The organism is Streptomyces megasporus (genome assembly GCF_000718985.1).
Lineage (GTDB): Bacteria > Actinomycetota > Actinomycetes > Streptomycetales > Streptomycetaceae > Streptomyces > Streptomyces megasporus.
In genome coordinates, this window is the sequence record NZ_JODL01000014.1 from 118,438 (window position 1) to 135,404 (window position 16,967).

The 16,967-nt window shown below is 70.7% G+C and carries 16 protein-coding genes and 1 tRNA gene; 11 read left to right on the forward strand and 6 right to left on the reverse strand.

Translation table 11 applies throughout. The features are described from left to right. Window positions 1–144: 144 nt before the first annotated feature. On the reverse strand, window positions 145–768 hold the full coding sequence (locus IF47_RS0114195; RefSeq protein WP_106982558.1) for a DUF5819 family protein: 624 nt from the start codon (window positions 766–768) through the stop codon (window positions 145–147). Between the two features lie 321 nt (window positions 769–1,089). Here IF47_RS0114195 and paaA point away from each other — a divergent pair, with 321 nt between their 5' ends. From paaA to IF47_RS0114220, 5 genes are read left to right on the forward strand one after another with little or no spacing between them, the layout of a single operon-like run. Further along, entirely contained in the window at window positions 1,090–2,076 is a 987-nt protein-coding gene (paaA, locus tag IF47_RS0114200; protein WP_031509122.1) for a 1,2-phenylacetyl-CoA epoxidase subunit PaaA, read from the forward strand. Continuing rightward, window positions 2,073–2,360, forward strand: a complete 288-nt coding sequence (gene paaB / locus IF47_RS0114205; RefSeq protein ID WP_031509123.1) for a 1,2-phenylacetyl-CoA epoxidase subunit PaaB — start codon at window positions 2,073–2,075, stop codon at window positions 2,358–2,360. The genes paaA and paaB overlap by 4 nt, the downstream gene beginning before the upstream one ends. Further along, on the forward strand, window positions 2,357–3,070 hold the full coding sequence (paaC, locus tag IF47_RS0114210; RefSeq protein ID WP_031509124.1) for a 1,2-phenylacetyl-CoA epoxidase subunit PaaC: 714 nt from the start codon (window positions 2,357–2,359) through the stop codon (window positions 3,068–3,070). The genes paaB and paaC overlap by 4 nt, the downstream gene beginning before the upstream one ends. After that, a complete protein-coding gene (gene paaD / locus IF47_RS0114215; RefSeq protein WP_051717642.1) occupies window positions 3,067–3,594 on the forward strand; it encodes a 1,2-phenylacetyl-CoA epoxidase subunit PaaD in 528 nt (175 codons plus the stop codon). Before paaC ends, paaD begins: the two co-directional genes overlap by 4 nt. Then, window positions 3,591–4,658, forward strand: a complete 1,068-nt coding sequence (locus tag IF47_RS0114220; protein WP_031509126.1) for a 2Fe-2S iron-sulfur cluster-binding protein — start codon at window positions 3,591–3,593, stop codon at window positions 4,656–4,658. The genes paaD and IF47_RS0114220 overlap by 4 nt, the downstream gene beginning before the upstream one ends. A gap of 74 nt (window positions 4,659–4,732) precedes the next feature. On the opposite strand, the gene IF47_RS0114225 is transcribed toward IF47_RS0114220, so the two are convergent. The 4 genes from IF47_RS0114225 to IF47_RS0114240 all read right to left on the reverse strand — a co-directional run bounded on the left by IF47_RS0114225 (window position 4,733) and on the right by IF47_RS0114240 (window position 7,959). Then, complete coding sequence (locus IF47_RS0114225; RefSeq protein ID WP_031509127.1) at window positions 4,733–5,074, reverse strand: rhodanese-like domain-containing protein; 342 nt, start codon at window positions 5,072–5,074, stop codon at window positions 4,733–4,735. A 146-nt stretch (window positions 5,075–5,220) separates the two neighbouring features. Then, complete coding sequence (locus IF47_RS0114230) at window positions 5,221–6,105, reverse strand: hypothetical protein (protein ID WP_078591815.1); 885 nt, start codon at window positions 6,103–6,105, stop codon at window positions 5,221–5,223. A 170-nt stretch (window positions 6,106–6,275) separates the two neighbouring features. Then, window positions 6,276–7,667, reverse strand: a complete 1,392-nt coding sequence (locus IF47_RS0114235; RefSeq protein WP_031509129.1) for a DUF2252 domain-containing protein — start codon at window positions 7,665–7,667, stop codon at window positions 6,276–6,278. 208 nt (window positions 7,668–7,875) lie between these two features. Next, window positions 7,876–7,959, reverse strand: a tRNA-Leu gene (locus IF47_RS0114240). A gap of 316 nt (window positions 7,960–8,275) precedes the next feature. On the opposite strand from IF47_RS0114240, the gene IF47_RS0114245 reads away from it, so the two are divergent. The 6 genes from IF47_RS0114245 to pknB all read left to right on the forward strand — a co-directional run bounded on the left by IF47_RS0114245 (window position 8,276) and on the right by pknB (window position 16,235). Beyond that, window positions 8,276–9,076 carry an FHA domain-containing protein gene (locus IF47_RS0114245; protein WP_031509130.1) on the forward strand — a complete coding sequence of 267 codons (801 nt, stop codon included), beginning with the start codon at window positions 8,276–8,278 and terminating at the stop codon, window positions 9,074–9,076. 10 nt (window positions 9,077–9,086) lie between these two features. After that, window positions 9,087–9,590: an FHA domain-containing protein FhaB/FipA gene (locus tag IF47_RS0114250; RefSeq protein ID WP_031509131.1), complete on the forward strand. Its 504-nt coding sequence runs from the start codon at window positions 9,087–9,089 to the stop codon at window positions 9,588–9,590. Between the two features lie 68 nt (window positions 9,591–9,658). Then, a complete protein-coding gene (locus IF47_RS0114255; protein WP_245641112.1) occupies window positions 9,659–11,227 on the forward strand; it encodes a PP2C family protein-serine/threonine phosphatase in 1,569 nt (522 codons plus the stop codon). 13 nt (window positions 11,228–11,240) lie between these two features. After that, on the forward strand, window positions 11,241–12,644 hold the full coding sequence (locus IF47_RS0114260) for an FtsW/RodA/SpoVE family cell cycle protein (RefSeq protein WP_031509133.1): 1,404 nt from the start codon (window positions 11,241–11,243) through the stop codon (window positions 12,642–12,644). Continuing rightward, a complete protein-coding gene (locus tag IF47_RS0114265) occupies window positions 12,641–14,107 on the forward strand; it encodes a peptidoglycan D,D-transpeptidase FtsI family protein (protein ID WP_031509134.1) in 1,467 nt (488 codons plus the stop codon). The genes IF47_RS0114260 and IF47_RS0114265 overlap by 4 nt, the downstream gene beginning before the upstream one ends. Before the next feature lie 127 nt (window positions 14,108–14,234). Next, the gene (gene pknB / locus IF47_RS0114270; protein WP_031509135.1) at window positions 14,235–16,235 is read left to right on the forward strand and encodes a Stk1 family PASTA domain-containing Ser/Thr kinase; all 2,001 of its coding nucleotides are present in this window, start codon (window positions 14,235–14,237) and stop codon (window positions 16,233–16,235) included. Window positions 16,236–16,451: 216 nt separating this feature from the next. Here pknB and IF47_RS0114275 read toward each other — a convergent pair whose 3' ends face one another. Then, window positions 16,452–16,820 (reverse strand): hypothetical protein, encoded by a 369-nt coding sequence (locus tag IF47_RS0114275; RefSeq protein WP_157839966.1) that lies wholly within the window; start codon window positions 16,818–16,820, stop codon window positions 16,452–16,454. Window positions 16,821–16,967 lie beyond the last annotated feature (147 nt).

A 16,967-nucleotide genomic window follows, 5' to 3' on the forward strand; every position in this document is an offset into this window, starting at 1 on the left:
CGGCGTCCGCCACGGCACTCCCCCCGCTGTTCTCCCGGCCGTTCTCCGTGTCGTTCTCAGGGGCGTCCTCAGGGGCGTCCCGGGCTGCCCGCGGCTCGGGGACGGCCGGGGAGGGCGAGCCGGGCCCGCCGTTTTCGGACTGCGTCACGTGCCCTCCGGAACGTCCGAGCGGTCGACCGCCCACCAGGGCAGCGTCCGGTACGTGGTCTCGGTGTCGATGTTCTCGCCGCTCCACGGCGGCGGTGCGACCGGCGTGGTCGCCGACCGCACCTGGATGCGTCGGACCTGGCCGCCGTTGAGCTCGGGCCCGAACCTCAGCATCACGATCCGCCGCAGGTACTCCTCCGAGAGCTCGCCGCGCAGACCCGTCGGTCGGTTCTCCGCGTCGTGCGAGCCGGTGAAGAAGTCCCAGGCGCGGCGGAGTTCGTTCTGGTCGGTGTGGCTGGGGACGGGGTTGCCGCGGATGTCCTCGGCGTCCATGGCCGACAGGTCCACCCAGCCGGTCCGCTCGGTGGTGCCGTCCGGCTTGAGCACCTCGGCGCGGGCGTGGACGGCGATGTTCTGCTGGAGCGGGTTGGGCGCGAACAGCTTCCAGTTCTGCTCGAACTCCGGGTAGACGTACTTCTCCACCGCCTCCCCGTACCGCTTGCTGACGGTGTTCGTGGGGGCGACGTGGAGGAAGATCGCCGCCAGGTGGACCGCGACGAGCACGGCGACGACCCCCAGGGCGATCGCGACGGTGATCCGGGCCGCGGGTGGGAGCGCCATCACGCCCGCCGGTGGCGCCCCCTCCCGTTGCGTCTGCGCTTGTGGCTCCATGCCCTCCCCGATTCGATGCCCGATCCGATGCCGACCCGTTCCCGACCCGTTCCCGACCCGTTCCCGACCCGATGTGTCCACGTCGGTGTGCCACGTCCGGTGTTCGGTGCCCCCGCACCCCCGTGTCGCGCCGGCCGCGCCCGTTTCCCGGACGCCCCTCGGCGACCTTAAGAGGTTATCCACAGCCTTGACACCTTGGCGCCTCGCCGACGACCATTGAACCGAACGATCGGTCGGTTGGTTCCTCGCCTGGAGCAAGGGAGCTGTTGGATGACGACGCTGCTGCCGGAGACGGACCAGGGCGGCGGTCCCGAGGCGTACGAGAAGGCGTTCGACGCGGCCATCGCCGCGGACGAGCGGATCGAGCCGCGCGACTGGATGCCCGACGCCTATCGCGCGACGCTGATCCGCCAGATGGCCCAGCACGCCCATTCCGAGATCATCGGCATGCAGCCGGAGGCCAACTGGATCACGCGGGCGCCCTCGCTGCGCCGCAAGGCGATCCTGATGGCCAAGGTGCAGGACGAGGCCGGGCACGGGCTGTACCTCTACAGCGCGGCGGAGACCTTGGGCGTCAGCCGCGACGAACTGCTGGACAAGCTGCACTCAGGACGCCAGAAGTACTCCTCCATCTTCAACTACCCCACCCTGACCTGGGCCGACGTCGGCGCGATCGGCTGGCTGGTGGACGGTGCGGCGATCACCAACCAGGTGCCGCTGTGCCGCTGCTCCTACGGGCCGTACGCGCGAGCCATGGTCCGTGTCTGCAAGGAGGAGTCCTTCCACCAGCGCCAGGGGTACGAGCTGCTGCTCGCGCTGAGCCGGGGCACTCCCGCCCAGCACGCGATGGCGCAGGACGCCGTCAACCGCTGGTGGTGGCCGTCGCTGATGATGTTCGGGCCGCCCGACGACGCGTCGAAGCACTCCGCCCGGTCCATGGCCTGGAAGATCAAGCGGCACTCCAACGACGAGCTGCGCCAGCGGTTCGTGGACATCTGCGTCCCCCAGGCCGAGTCCCTCGGGCTGACCCTGCCCGACCCCGAGCTGCGCTGGAACGAGGAGCGCGGCCACTACGACCACGGGCCGATCGACTGGGACGAGTTCAACGAGGTGCTGCGCGGCAACGGCCCCTGCAACGAGCAGCGGCTGGAGCAGCGGCGCCGCGCCCACGAGGAGGGCGCCTGGGTGCGGGAGGCCGCGGCGGCCTACGCCCACAAGCACCGGGAGCAGGGCCGGAACGGAAGGACGGCGGCATGACCACCAGCGAATGGCCCCTGTGGGAGGTCTTCGTGCGCAGCAGGCGCGGGCTCTCCCACACCCACGCCGGGAGCCTCCACGCGCCCGACGCCGAGATGGCCCTGCGCAACGCGCGGGACTTGTACACGCGGCGGTCGGAGGGCGTCTCGATCTGGGTGGTGCCCTCGGCCGCGATCACCGCCTCCTCGCCGGACGAGAAGGACCCGTTCTTCGAGCCGGCCGCCGACAAGCCCTACCGCCACCCCACCTTCTACGAGGTCCCGGAAGGGGTGCGGCACCTGTGAGCGTTCCCCGCACGGCCGCGCTGGCCCTCGGCGACGACGCCCTGATCCTCTCCCAGCGTCTGGGGGAGTGGGCCGGGCACGCCCCCGTCCTGGAGGAGGAGGTCGCCCTCGCCAACATCGCGCTGGATCTGCTGGGTCAGGCCCGCGCCCTGCTGTCGATGGTGGGCGACGAGGACGAACTGGCCTACCTCCGTGAGGAGCGGGAGTTCACCAACGTCCAATTGGTGGAGCGGCCCAACGGCGACTTCGCGCACACCATCGCCCGTCAGCTCTACTTCTCCACCTGGCAGGAGCTGCTGTACGGACGGCTGGCCACGGGCGAGGGCGCACTGGCCGAACTGGCCGCGAAGGCGGTCAAGGAGGTCGCCTACCACCGCGACCACGCCGAGCAGTGGACACTGCGGCTGGGCGACGGCACCGAGCTCTCCCACGAGCGGATGCGGACGGCGCTGGCGGCGCTGTGGCGCTACACCGGCGAGCTGTTCCAGCCGGTGGAGGGCCTGGAGGTCGACTGGGAGGAGCTGCGCGAGGAGTGGACACGGCGTATCACCGACGTGGTGGAGCGCGCCGGTCTCTCCCTCCCCGAGGGGCCGCAGGGCACCTCCTGGGCCGCCGGTGCCGGGCGGCAGGGCATCCACACCGAGCCGTTCGGCCGGATGCTCGCCGAGATGCAGCACCTGCACCGCAGCCACCCGGGGGCGTCGTGGTGACCGCCCGCACCTCGACGACCGAGCCGACCGGCCCGGAGGAGGAGCTGCTCCGGATCGCCGGCTCCGTCCCCGACCCGGAACTGCCGGTGCTGACTCTGTCCGACCTGGGCATACTGCGCGGCCTCCACATCGTCGGGCCGGGCCGGGTGGAGGTCGAGCTGACCCCCACCTACACCGGCTGCCCGGCCGTCGAGGCGATGGCGACGGACGTCGAGCGGGCGCTGCGCGAGCACGGTGTGGCGGAGGTGACGGTCCGCACCGTCCTCTCCCCGCCCTGGACGACGGACGCGATCAGCGCCGAGGGCCGCCGCAAACTGGCGGAGTTCGGAATCGCGCCGCCCCGCACCGGCACGGCCGGCTCCGGGGACGGCGGCCCCGTCGCGGTGGATCTGGCCATCCGCTGCCCTCACTGCGGCTCGACCGACACCGCCCTGCTCAGCCGCTTCTCCTCCACCGCCTGCAAGGCCCTGCGCCGCTGCGCGTCCTGCCAGGAGCCGTTCGACCACTTCAAGGAGCTGACATGAGATTCCATCCGCTCCGCGTCCGCGAGGTCGAGCGGCTCACGGACGACTCGGTGGCCGTGACGTTCGCGCTGCCGCCCGAGTCGCGCGACGCCTTCCGTCACGTCCCCGGCCAACACGTCACCCTCCGCCGCGAGGTGGACGGCGTGGAGGTGCGCCGCACGTACTCGATCTGCGCCCCGGCCGTGCCGCCCCCCGGCGAGCCGGTGGTGAAGGTCGGCATCCGACTGGTGGAGGGCGGCGCCTTCTCCACCTACGCCCTCAAGGAACTGTCCGTCGGCGACACCGTCGAGGTGATGCCGCCGATGGGCCGCTTCACGCTCCGCCCGCGGCCGGGTCGCTTCGCGGCGATCGTCGGCGGCAGCGGCATCACACCGGTGCTGTCCATCGCCTCCACCCTCCTCGCGGAGGAGCCGGACGCCCGGTTCTGTCTGATCCGCAGCGACCGCACCGCCGCGTCGGCGATGTTCCTGGAGGAGGTCGCCGAGCTGAAGGACCGCCACCCGGAGCGCTTCCACCTGGTGCACACCCTCTCCCGTGAGGAACGGCAGGCGGGCCTGCCCACCGGGCGGCTCGACACCGAGCGCCTCACCTCCCTGCTCCCCGCCCTGCTGCCGGTGGCGGAGGTCGACGGCTGGTTCCTGTGCGGGCCGCACGGGCTGGTCGACGGGGCGGAGAAGGCACTGACCGCTCTCGGGGTGCCCGCCTCGGCGATCCACCAGGAGATCTTCCACGTGGACGACTCCTCCGCGGACACCGGGGAGCGGGCGCCCGTCCGGTCCGCGCCCCCCGGCGCGAAGCTCACCGCGACGCTCGGCGGCCGGGTGGGCGTCTGGCCCGTCGGGGACGGCGAGACGCTGCTGGAGACGGTGTTGCGCAACCGCTCCGACGCCCCGTACGCCTGCAAGGGCGGGGTCTGCGGCACCTGCCGCGTGAAACTGGTCTCCGGCGAGGTGCGGATGGACCGCAACTTCGCACTGGAGCCGGAGGAGGTGTCGGCCGGGTACGTCCTGGCCTGCCAGTCGCGTCCGGCCACCGGGACGGTCGAGGTGGACTTCGACGCCTGACACGCCCCCGCACACCGTGGGGCCCGCCGCGCACGGTGTGCGCGGCGGGCCCCACGGAACTCCGTGAGCGCTTCTCACAGCACGTGGGCCGGTCCCTGCCCGTCGTTCACCAGCGGCCGTCCGGCGGCCTCCCAGGCCACCATGCCGCCGTCGACGTTCACCGCGTCGACGCCCTGCCCCAGCAGGTACTGCGTGACCTGAGCCGACCGGCCGCCGACCCGGCAGACCACGTACACCTTCCGATCCGCCGCCTTCTCGGTCACCTCGCCCAGCCGCTCCACGAACTCGCTCATCGGGACGTGGAGGGCTCCCTCGGCGTGCCCGGCCGCCCACTCGTCGTTCTCCCGGACGTCCAGCAGGAGACCGTCGGACGGCACCGCCGCGGCGTCCACCTCCGGAAATCGGCCGTACTGCACAGGGTCACGCCCCTCTCTCCGGCACCGGCCTCCGGTGCCGTCTCGCACACTCACAACACTCCGGCCGCACGACCGATCCCGGGCCGAGCACGACCGATCCCGGACCGAACCTGGCCGGCCCCGCCGGAACTCGTCCGTTCCGCCTGTTACACCTGCCCCGGCTGTTCCACCTGTCCCGGCTGCGCCGTTCGCCCCGCCCAGTCCGTCCCTCCCATCGGGGCGACCAGCTCGGCCAGTCTCGCCTCCCGCTCGGCGATCTTCGCCCGCAGCCCCTGGGCGATCTCCTCCAGCAGGCCGTCCGGATCGTCGTGGGCCAGCTTGAGCATGGACCCGACCGCACTCGCCTCCAGGTCCGCGGCGACCTGGGACAGCATCTCCTTGCGCCGCGCCAGCCACTCCAGCCGCGCGTACAGCTCCTCGGCGCGGAGCGCCTCCCTCTCCGCGGGGTCGGGCGGTCCCGCGGCCCACTCCTCGGTCAGCGCCACGAGCAGTTCCTCGTCCCCGTCGGCGTACGCCTTGTTGACCCGGGTCATGAACTCCTCGCGCCGCTCCCGCTCCGCGTCCTCCTGCGCCAGGTCCGGGTGCGCCGCACGGACCAGCTCGCGGTACAGGCGCCGGACCCGCTCGCTGGGCCGCACCCGCTCCGGCGGTCTCACCCGCTGCCCGGTGAGCATCGCCACGGCCTCCGACGGCAGCCCGCCCGCGTCCATCCAGCCCTGGTAGAGCTCCTCCACCGCCGGCATCGGCAGGAAACCGGCCCGCGCCGACCGCGCCCGGCGCACGTCCTCCGGGTCGCCGGTGCGAGCGGCCACGGCCTCCGCGATCAGGACGTCCAGCTCCTCGATCCGGCCGTACAGCGGCCCGAGGCGCTGCTCGTGCAACCGGGAGAAGTTGTCCACCTCCACCCGGAAGGTCTCCACTGCGATCTCGTACTCGATCAGCGCGTGCTCGGCCGCGCGGACGGCGCGTTCGAGACGTTCGACGGCCTGTCGCTCGGCCTGCCGGGCTTCCTGTCGGGCTTCCGGATTCACTGGCTTCCTCGCGATGGCGGTTCACGGCGCCCCGGCCGGGGCTTTCCGCCGCGCCCGCTCCGAGAGCACCAAGGAGGGAGCCGCGGCGTCACCCGGCCAGCCTACGGGTCCGGGCCCCCGTACCGTCACGCCCCCGACACCGCACCGCCCGCCGTCGCACGTCCCCGCCGTCACACGCCCCGCTCGGCTGGCAGCCGCCCGGCCCGCACGGCGGCCTCCAGCTCCGCGTGGTCCTTCTCGGTACGGTCCGCGTAGGCCACGGCGAAGGCGGCCACCGCCTCGTCCAGCTCGTCCGACTTGCCGCAGTACCCGGCCAGGACACGCGGATCGGCGCTGTGGGAGTGGGCACGGGCCAACAGGGCTCCCGTCATCCGCCCGTAGTCGTCGATCTCGCCGGCGGAGAGCGCCGCCGGGTCCACGCTGCCCTTGCGGTTGCGGAACTGCCGCACCTGGTAGGGACGCCCCTCGACGGTGGTCCAGCCCAGCAACGTGTCGGAGACCACCTGCATCCGCTGCTGTCCCGACACCACCCGGCGTCCCTCGTGCTCCGGCTCCGGCTCGGGGAGGCCCACCAGTGCCGTGTACGGCCGCAGCACCGAGGGACGCGCCTCCTTCACCTGGAGCACCAGCGGCTTGCCCAGGTGGTCCAGGAGCAGCACGACGTACGAGCGGGTGCCCACACTGCCGGTGCCGACGACCCGGAACGCCACATCGTGGATCGCGTACCGGGCCAGCAGCGGCAGCCGATCCTCCGGCAGCGTCCCCAGGTACTCCCGGAGCGAGGCGGCCACGGCCGCCGCCTCCTCGTCGGACGCCCTCCGCAGGACGGGCGGGGCGTCCACGAAGACACGGCCACCGCCCTCCGTCTCCCGGGTGGACTTGGCGGCGAAGCGTGCGCTGGTGTTGCGTCGGGCCTTGTCGGCCACGCGCTCCAGGGTGCCCAGCAGATCATGGGCGTCGGTGTGCGAGACCAGTTCCTCGTCGGCGACGGCGTTCCAGGCGTCGGCCGCCGACATCCTCGCCAGCAGCCGCATCGTGCGCCGGTACGCCCCGGCCGCGTCGTAGGCCGCCCGCCGGCAGGCGTCCTCGCCCACCCCCGCCGCGCGTCCGGCCAGCACCAGGGAGGCGGCCAGCCGCTTGAGATCCCACTCCCAGGGGCCGCGCACGGTCTCGTCGAAGTCGTTGAGGTCGATGGTCAACCCGCCGCGGGCGTCGCCGTAGAGCCCGAAGTTCGCGGCGTGCGCGTCCCCGCAGATCTGCGCGCCCACCCCGGTGACGGGAGTGCCGTGCGCCAAGTCGTACGCCATCAGGCCGGCCGCGCCGCGCAGGAAGGCGAAGGGAGAGGCGACCATCCGCCCGACCCGGATCGGGACCAGTTCCTCGATCCTGCCGCGGTTGGACTCCTCCACGGCGCTCACCGCGTCCGGCCGTCCCGGCGCCTCGGAGAACCCCGCGTGCGCGGCGCGGGGCACCCGCTCCCTCAGCTCCTTGCCCGCCTGCCTCGGCGACTCCCGGTTCCGCCGGTCCGCGAACCCCGGCACGTGCGGCAGCCTCTCCGCCACGACCCCACCCCCTACACCCTGCGTGCTTCCCCCACGGCCGGCGACGGTCGGAGCGACCGGCGCCGAGAACGTGCGGACCGAGAACGTCAAGAAGGTACTCGGCCGCCCCCGCCACCGTCAGTCCCCCGTGGAGGGGTCGGCAAACGACGGAGCGGCTCTCTCACAGTGACCTTGATCACTGCAAGAGAGCCGCTCCGCGTTCTCTCTGTGCGCGAGGGGGGAGTTGAACCCCCACGCCCTTTCGGGCACTGGAACCTGAATCCAGCGCGTCTGCCTATTCCGCCACCCGCGCATGGGTGCTGCCGCTTCGATTCTCCCATACTCCCCGGACCGCTTTCGTCCGGTTCGCCGGGATCCCCTGGCGACACCCAGAACATTAGCACGCTCCCCGGGGTGGTCTCACACCCGTATCGACCGCCCACGGTTTGGGACACTGGTCCCGTGCCCCCTCTACGATCCGTGTGAGGGTTGACACCCGCGCGCCGAGCCCCGGTGGGGAACCAGCCGTTTTCCTCGCGCGTGGATACGATCAGTAAGCAGTATCGGAGGCAACGCGTCGTGTGCGCCCAGCGCACTAGAGCCGAGGGCATCGGGGAAGGAGGTGCACCGTGGGAGTTCTGAAGCGCTTCGAGCAGCGTCTCGAGGGTCTCGTCAACGGCACCTTCGCCAAGGTGTTCAAGTCCGAGGTGCAGCCCGTCGAGATCGCGGGTGCCCTCCAGCGCGAGTGCGACAACAACGCCACCATCTGGAACCGCGAACGGACCGTCGTCCCCAACGACTTCATCGTCGAGCTCAGCACCCCGGACTACGAGCGCCTCAGCCCCTACTCCGGACAGCTCGGCGAGGAGCTGGCCGGCATGGTGCGCGAGTACGCCAAGCAGCAGCGGTACACCTTCATGGGGTCGGTCAAGGTCCACCTGGAGAAGGCGGAGGACCTCGACACCGGCCTGTACCGGGTCCGCAGTCGCACGCTCGCCGCCAGCACCTCCCAGCCCCAGCCCCCGCACGGCGGCGCTCCGGCGCACGGCGGCTACGGCTACCCGCCGCAGCGCCCCGCCGGCATGCCGCCCATGCCGGCCGGTCCACCGCCCGGCGCGCCCGGCGGGGCCGGTCCGCTGCCGCCCACCCAGACCCGCCGCTGGATCGAGATCAACGGCACCCGCCACCAGATCTCCCGCCCCACCATGGTGTTGGGCCGTTCCACCGAGACCGACGTGCGCATCGACGACCCCGGGGTCTCCCGGCGTCACTGCGAGATCCGGGCCGGGAACCCCACCACGATCCAGGACCTGGGCTCCACCAACGGCATCGTGGTGGACGGGCAGCACACCACGCGCGCTACGCTCCGCGACGGCTCACGCATCGTCGTGGGCAGCACCACGATCATTTACCGGCAAGCCGAAGGGTGAAGCGGGGGCAATGTCAGAGCTGACCCTGACGGTCATGCGGTTGGGCTTTCTCGCCGTGCTGTGGCTGTTCGTCATCGTGACCGTGCAGGTCATCAGGAGCGACCTCTTCGGCACCCGCGTGACCCAGCGCGCCACCCGTCGCGACGAGAGCCGACGTCCGCCCCAACCGCGCCAGGCTCCGCAGCCCGCCGCCGGTCGCGGCGGCGGTCGGCGGCGCGGCGCCCCGACCAAGCTCGTGGTGACCGAGGGCTCGCTCACCGGCACCACCGTGGCCCTGCAGGGGCAGACCATCACCCTCGGTCGGGCCCACGACTCGACGATCGTGCTGGACGACGACTACGCCTCCAGCCGCCATGCCAGGATCTACCCGGACCGTGACGGTCAGTGGATCGTCGAGGACCTGGGCTCCACCAACGGCACGTATCTCGACCGGACCCGGCTCACCACACCGACGCCGATCCCGCCCGGCGCGCCGATCCGCATCGGCAAGACGGTCATCGAGCTGCGGAAGTAGTGAACGACCATGACGACCGGAGGGTGGGCACCGTGCGGATGTACCCGGAGCCGACGGGCGAGGTGCGCATGAGTCTGTCACTGCGCTTCGCCGCCGGATCGCACAAAGGCATGATCCGCGAGGGCAACGAGGACTCCGGCTACGCCGGTCCCCGGCTGCTCGCGATCGCCGACGGCATGGGCGGCCAGGCCGCCGGTGAGGTCGCCAGCTCCGAGGTGATCTCCATCCTCGTCCAGCTCGACGACGACATCCCCGGTTCCGACCTCCTCACCTCGCTCGGCACCGCCGTGCAGCGCGCCAACGAGCAGCTACGGATCATGGTCGAGGAGGACCCTCAACTGGAGGGCATGGGCACCACGCTCACCGCCCTGCTGTGGACCGGCCGGCGACTCGGCCTGGTCCACGTCGGCGACTCCCGCGCCTACCTGCTGCGCGACGGCCGGCTCACCCAGATCACCCAGGACCACACCTGGGTCCAGCGTCTGGTGGACGAGGGTCGGATCACCGAGGAGGAGGCCACCACCCACCCGCAGCGCTCCCTGCTGATGCGCGCGCTGGGCAGCGGCGACCGCGTCGAGCCCGACCTGTCCATCCGCGAGGTGCGCCCCGGGGACCGCTACCTGCTGTGCTCCGACGGTCTGTCCGGCGTCGTCAGCCACCAGACGATGGAGGAGACCCTCGCCGGCTACCAGGGGCCGCACGAGACCGTGCAGGAGCTGATCCAGCTCGCCCTGCGCGGCGGCGGACCGGACAACATCACCTGCATCGTCGCGGACGTCCTCGACGTCGACGACAACGACACCCTCGCCGGGAAGCTCAACGACACCCCGGTCGTCGTGGGCGCCGTCGCCGAGAACCAGCACCAGCTCGGCGACCCCGGCACCCTCCAGACCCCGGCCGCCCGCGCCGCCGAACTCGGCCGCGGCGTGCCCCAGCAGCAGCCGCCCGACGCCCCCCAGGGGAGCTTCGGGCCGCCCGGCAGCGGCGGCCCGGTCGGAGGGCCGGCCGGCGGGTCCTTCGGCGCGTACGCCGAGGGCGACCTCGCCAAGCCCCGCAAGGGCTGGAAGTGGTTCAAGCGAATCCTGCTGATCGCGCTCGTCCTGGGCGTCCTCGGCGGCGGTCTGTACGGCGGCTGGCGCTGGGTCCAGACGCAGTACTACGTCGGCGCCGAGGACGACCGCGTCGCGATCTACCGCGGCCTCAACCAGAAGCTCGGCTGGTTCTCGCTGAGCGAGGTCGAGCGGCGCTCCGCGGTCGAACTCAAGTACCTCCCGGTCTACCAGCGCAACCAGATCGAGGAGGGCATTTCCATGAGCAGCCTCGCCCAGGCCGAGGCCCGACTGGAGAAGCTGAGGGAACAGGCCGAGATCTGCAGATTCGTCGCCGAGCAGCAGGACCGGGAACGCGCCGAGGCCGAGAAGGACGCCTCCCAGGGCTCCGCCGGAGCGGGCGAGGAGGCCGGTGAGCGGACGCCGACCCCCACCGCGCCCACAGGTCCGTCCACCGCCCCGTCCGCCGTCGCGTCCACCGCCTCGGCCATCAAGACCAGCGACAGCCAGAGCTCCACCGCTCCGACCCCCGGCCCCACCCTTCCGGAGGAACAGCAGAAGCTCGCCAAGCAGTGCACCACGCCATAGGGGGCCGCACTCCATGAGCACCAGTCACGTCACCGGCAGCCACACGACGATCTCCTCGGGAGGGCTGCCCAGCCGCCGCAACACAGAGCTGGCGATGCTCGGCTTCGCCGTGCTCATCCCGGTGTTCGCCTACGCCAACGTGGGCCTGGCCATCAACGGCGAACTGCCCGCCGGCATGCTCGCCTACGGCCTCGGCCTGGGGCTGCTCGCCGGCATCGCCCACCTGGTGGTGCGGAAGTTCGCGCCGTACGCCGACCCGCTGATGCTGCCCATCGCCACGCTCCTCAACGGGCTCGGCCTGGTCTTCATCTGGAGACTCGACCAGTCCAGGCGGCTGAAACTGCTCAACGAGGGCGCCGCGGCCCCCAACCAACTGATGTGGTCCGCGCTGGGCATAGCCCTCTTCCTCGCGGTGCTGGTCTTCCTCAAGGACCACCGCGTCCTGCAGCGCTACACCTACATCTCCATGGTCGTGGCGCTGATCCTGCTGATCCTGCCGATGTTCTTCCCGGCGGTCTACGGCGCCAAGATCTGGATCACCATCGGCGGCATGTCCATCCAGCCCGGCGAGTTCGCCAAGATCATCATCGCGGTGTTCTTCGCCGGCTACCTGATGGTCAAGAGAGACGCCCTCGCCCTGGCCAGCCGTCGCTTCCTGGGTCTGTACCTGCCGCGTGGCCGCGACCTCGGCCCGATCCTGATGATCTGGGCGCTGAGTCTGCTCATCCTGATCTTCGAGACCGACCTGGGCACCTCGCTCCTGTTCTTCGGCCTCTTCGTCGTGATGCTGTACGTGGCCACCGAGCGGACGAGCTGGATCCTCTTCGGCCTCACCCTCGCCGTCGTCGGCGCGGTGGCCGTGGCCAGCTTCGAGCCCCACGTCCAAGGCCGCGTCCAGGACTGGCTGGACCCCTTCCACGTCGTCCGCGAGACCGGCAACCCGAACCAGCCCGCACAGGCCCTGTGGGCCTTCGGGGCCGGCGGCATCCTCGGCACCGGGCTCGGCCAGGGCCACTCCGACCTGATCCAGTTCGCCGTCAAGAGCGACTACATCTTCGCCACCGTGGGCGAGGAGTTGGGCCTGACCGGGGTGATGGCGTTCGTACTGCTGTACGGCCTGCTGATCGAGCGGGGCATCCGCACCGCCCTGGCCGCCCGCGACCCGTTCGGCAAGCTGCTCGCCGTCGGCCTCTCCTCGGCGTTCGCCATCCAGGTCTTCGTCGTGGCCGGCGGTGTGATGGCCCTCATCCCGCTGACCGGTATGACCATGCCCTTCCTGGCTCAGGGCGGCTCGTCCGTCATCGCCAACTGGGCGCTCGTCGCGATCCTGCTGAAGATCAGCGACACCGCGCGACGTCCCGCGCCCGCACCCGCACCCTCCCCCGATGCCGAGATGACCCAGGTGGTCCGATCGTGAACAAGCCCCTGCGCCGTGTCGCCATCTTCTGCGGTCTGCTCATGGTCGCCCTGATGATCCGCAGCAACTGGATCCAGTTCGTCCAGGCCGACGAGTTGCAGAACCACCCGAAGAACCGGCGTGTCGCCATCGAGCGCTACCAGCAGCCGCGCGGCAACATCCTCCTGTCCAACGGCAAGCCCATCACCGGCTCGACCGAGACCAAGAGCATCGACTTCAAGTTCAAGCGGACGTACAAGAACGGCAAGATGTGGGCGCCGGTGACCGGCTACGCATCCCAGGCGTTCGACGCCTCGCAGTTGGAGAAGATCTACGACGGCATCCTCACCGGCGACGACGACCGGCTGTTCTTCAACCGCACCATCGACATGCTCACCGGCAAGGACCAGAAGGGCGGCAACGTCATCACGACGCTGGACGCCGAGGTCCAGAAGGCCGCCTACGAGACCATGGGCGACAAGAAGGGCGCGGCCGTCGCGCTGAACGCCGAGACCGGCGCCATCCTCGGCCTGGTCAGCACTCCCTCGTACGACCCGTCGTCCTTCGCCGGAATGTCGGACAAGGACGGGGAGGCCTGGAACTCCCTCCAGAAGAAGAACAACCCCGACGAGCCGATGCTCAACCGGGCGCTGCGCCAGACCTACCCGCCGGGCTCGACGTTCAAGGTCGTCACCGCCGCCGCGGCGCTGGAGAGCGGCATGTACGACATCGACGAGAAGACCGACACCCCGGACCCGTACCGCCTCCCCGACACCGTCACCGATCTGGGCAACGACGGCAACCACCCCTGCGAGGACGCCTCCCTGCGGGTGGCCATGCAGTGGTCCTGCAACACCGTCTTCGCCAAGATCAGTCACGAGATCGGCAACGAGAAGATGATCGAGTACTCCGAGAAGTTCGGGTTCAACAAGGAGCACTTCGTCCCGGTCCGCGCGGTGGAGTCCGTCTACCCGGAGGACAACCGGCCGCAGAACGCCATGGCGGGCATCGGCCAGGCGTCCAACCGCGCCACCCCGCTCCAGATGGCCATGGTCGCGGCCGCCGTCGCCAACGACGGCAAGCTGATGGAGCCGTACATGGTCGACCAGCTCGTCGCGCCGAACCTCAACGTCGTCGAGGAGCACACCCCCAAGGAGATCGGCCGGGCGGTCTCGCCGGAGAACGCCCAGAAGCTCCAGCAGATGATGGAGGCGGTCGTCGAGAAGGGCACCGGAACCACCGCCCAGATCGACGGCGTCACAGTCGGCGGCAAGACCGGTACCGCCCAGCACGGCGAGAACAACAGCAAGAACCCGTACGCCTGGTTCATCTCCTACGCCAAGACCGACGACGGGTCCCCGCCCATCGCCGTCGCGGTGGTGATCGAGAGTGCCAACGTCCTCCGCGACGACATCGCGGGCAGCAAGCTGGCCGCCCCGGTCGCGAAGGCGATGATGGAGGCCGCGCTCGACGGCAAGAGGTGACCCGAGGGCAGCGGTCGCGTCAGCAGCCACGTTCCCGGCCCCTCACCCGGTCCGGGTACGGTATGCCGAGCAGCACCGCCGGACCGCACAGGGAGACGGTCAGGACGAACGGAGAGGGCTGGAGACTATGGAAGAGCCGCGTCGCCTCGGCGGCCGGTACGAGCTGGGCTCGGTGCTCGGCCGAGGCGGTATGGCCGAGGTCTACCTCGCCCACGACACCCGTCTGGGCCGCACCGTCGCGGTGAAGACACTCCGGGTGGACCTCGCTCGCGACCCCACGTTCCAGGCCCGCTTCCGCCGTGAGGCCCAGTCGGCCGCCTCGCTCAACCACCCGGCCATCGTCGCCGTCTACGACACCGGCGAGGACTACGTCGACGGGATCTCCATCCCCTACATCGTCATGGAGTACGTCGACGGCTCCACTCTCCGCGAGCTGCTGCACTCCGGACGCAAGCTGCTGCCCGAACGCTCGCTGGAGATGTGCGTCGGCATCCTCCAGGCCCTGGAGTACTCCCACCGCAACGGCATCGTCCACCGCGACATCAAGCCGGCGAACGTCATGCTGACGCGCACCGGGCAGGTCAAGGTGATGGACTTCGGCATCGCCCGCGCCATGGGCGATGCCGGCATGACCATGACCCAGACCGCGGCCGTCATCGGCACCGCCCAGTACCTCTCCCCGGAGCAGGCCAAAGGCGAGACGGTGGACGCCCGCTCCGACCTGTACTCCACGGGTTGCCTGCTGTACGAGCTGCTGACGGTCCGGCCGCCCTTCGTGGGCGACTCCCCCGTCGCGGTCGCCTACCAGCACGTGCGGGAGGAGCCGCAGCCGCCGAGCACCTTCGACCCCGAGATCACGCCCGAGATGGACGCCATCGTCCTCAAGGCGCTGATGAAGGACCCGGACTACCGCTACCAGTCCGCCGACGAGATGCGCGCCGACATCGAGGCGGCCCTCGACGGCCAGCCGGTCGGCGCCGCGGCGGCGATGGGGGCGGCCTCCTACGCGGCCGGCGGCTACCCTCCCGAGGACCAGCCGACCGCCGCCCTGCGCACCGCGGCCCCGCCGGCCGGGCAGACGTCCATGCTGCCGCCGATGCGCGACGACGACGGCGGATACGGCTACGACGACCGGCCCGACCGGCGTCGGCAGAGCGGGAAGAGGAACCTCTCCACGATCCTGCTGGTGCTCGGCGGCATCCTGGTGCTGGTGGGCGCGGTCTTCATCGGCAAGGTGATCTTCAGCTCCTCCGGGAACGACCCCAGGGTGCCCGACCTCGCCGGGCAGAGTTTCGAGGAGGCCCGGGAGAAGGCGGAGAACGTCAGACTCAAGGTCGCCAAGGGGCCGAGCGAGTTCTGCGAGCAGGAGAAGGACACCGTCTGCAAGACCGATCCGGCGGCGGGCACACAGGTTCCCGAGGACACCACGATCAAGCTGATCATGTCCAAGGGGCCCAGCGCGGTCGAGGTCCCGGACGTCACCGGTGAGAACGTCGACGAGGCCGAGAAGACGCTGCGGAAGGAGAATTTCGAGGTCGAGCGGAAGGCGGAGATCTCCGACAAGCCCGCCGGCACGGTGCTCTCGCAGGACCCGGCGGGCGGCAGCGAGGCCAAGCCCGGCAGCACCGTCACCCTGACCGTGGCCCAGGAGGACACGCGGCTGACCGTCCCGAACGCCGTCGGGAGGAACTTCGCGGAGGCCGAGTCCGATCTGAAGACCCTGGGATTCGTCGTGGTGAGGGACGAGCGAGAGGACGGCTCCCAGCAGCCGGACACCGTGCTCGAACAGAGCCTCCCCCCCGGCACCAAGGCGGCTCCCGGCACCACGATCACCCTGACCGTGGCCAAGGCGCCCGCGGAGCAGCCGGTCACCGTCCCGGACGTTCGGAACCAGAAGCTCAAGGAAGCCCGCAAGGCCCTTGAGGACCTGGGCCTCCAGGTCAACGTCCAGGGCTCCGACGACGAGAACGCCACGGTCGTGGGCACCGACCCCGGGCCCGGTTCCCAGCTCAAGAAGGGCGACTCGATCACCGTGATCGCCTTCGGCGGCGGTGGGGGCGACGGCAGGCCGGGCGGACCCGGCGGCTTCATCGAGGGCATGAACGGCGGACGCGGCGACGACGACTGATCCGCCGGGCGCCCGCCCGCACGCACGACGAGAGCCCGAGGGCCCGACCGGTTCCCACCGGTCGGGCCCTCGAATTCGATTTCACCCCACGTCAGCGCTTTCCCGCCTCCAGCCCCTTGCCGAGATCCGCCGTTCCGGAAACAGCGCGCAGGAGCGGCCGGCGAGTACTGGTTCAGAGTGTCAGGCGGAGCGAGGTCCCAAGGCGGCGAGGTCGTCTCACGCCTTGTCGTTGTACACCCACTGGCAGGAGGTCGCGTCGATGGACTTGCTGCCGTACTCGCCGCGGCAGGCCCCGTAGGCGATCCTGGAGCCTTCGGGGAAGGAGAGGTTCCAGGTCTTGCACGTACCCGCGCCGTTCGGGTTCCAGTAGCTGGTGGTGTCGTCGTAGTAGGTGAGCCTTCCGACTGCCGAGTGACCGTCCGCCGCGGTGTCGCACACCTCGAACGTCTCACCGTAGGACGTGAAGGTGACCTTGGCGCCACCGCCCAGCGCGCCTATGGACCCGCTGGCGGAGGCGGGCGAAACCATCAATCCCACCGCACCCAGGCTCATGGCCACCACCGAGACCACCTTGGAAGCTCTCACTCTTCCTTCACCCCTTGCTCTTGACGTGTACACCAAGCGAGCGATCATGCTAGATGAATGAGTCCGATGTCTTCAGTGGTCATAGGCGATCAGGGATCGCTTGACCGGGGCGCCGGTGGTCCAGTTGTGCCAGATGGCGGTGGCCAG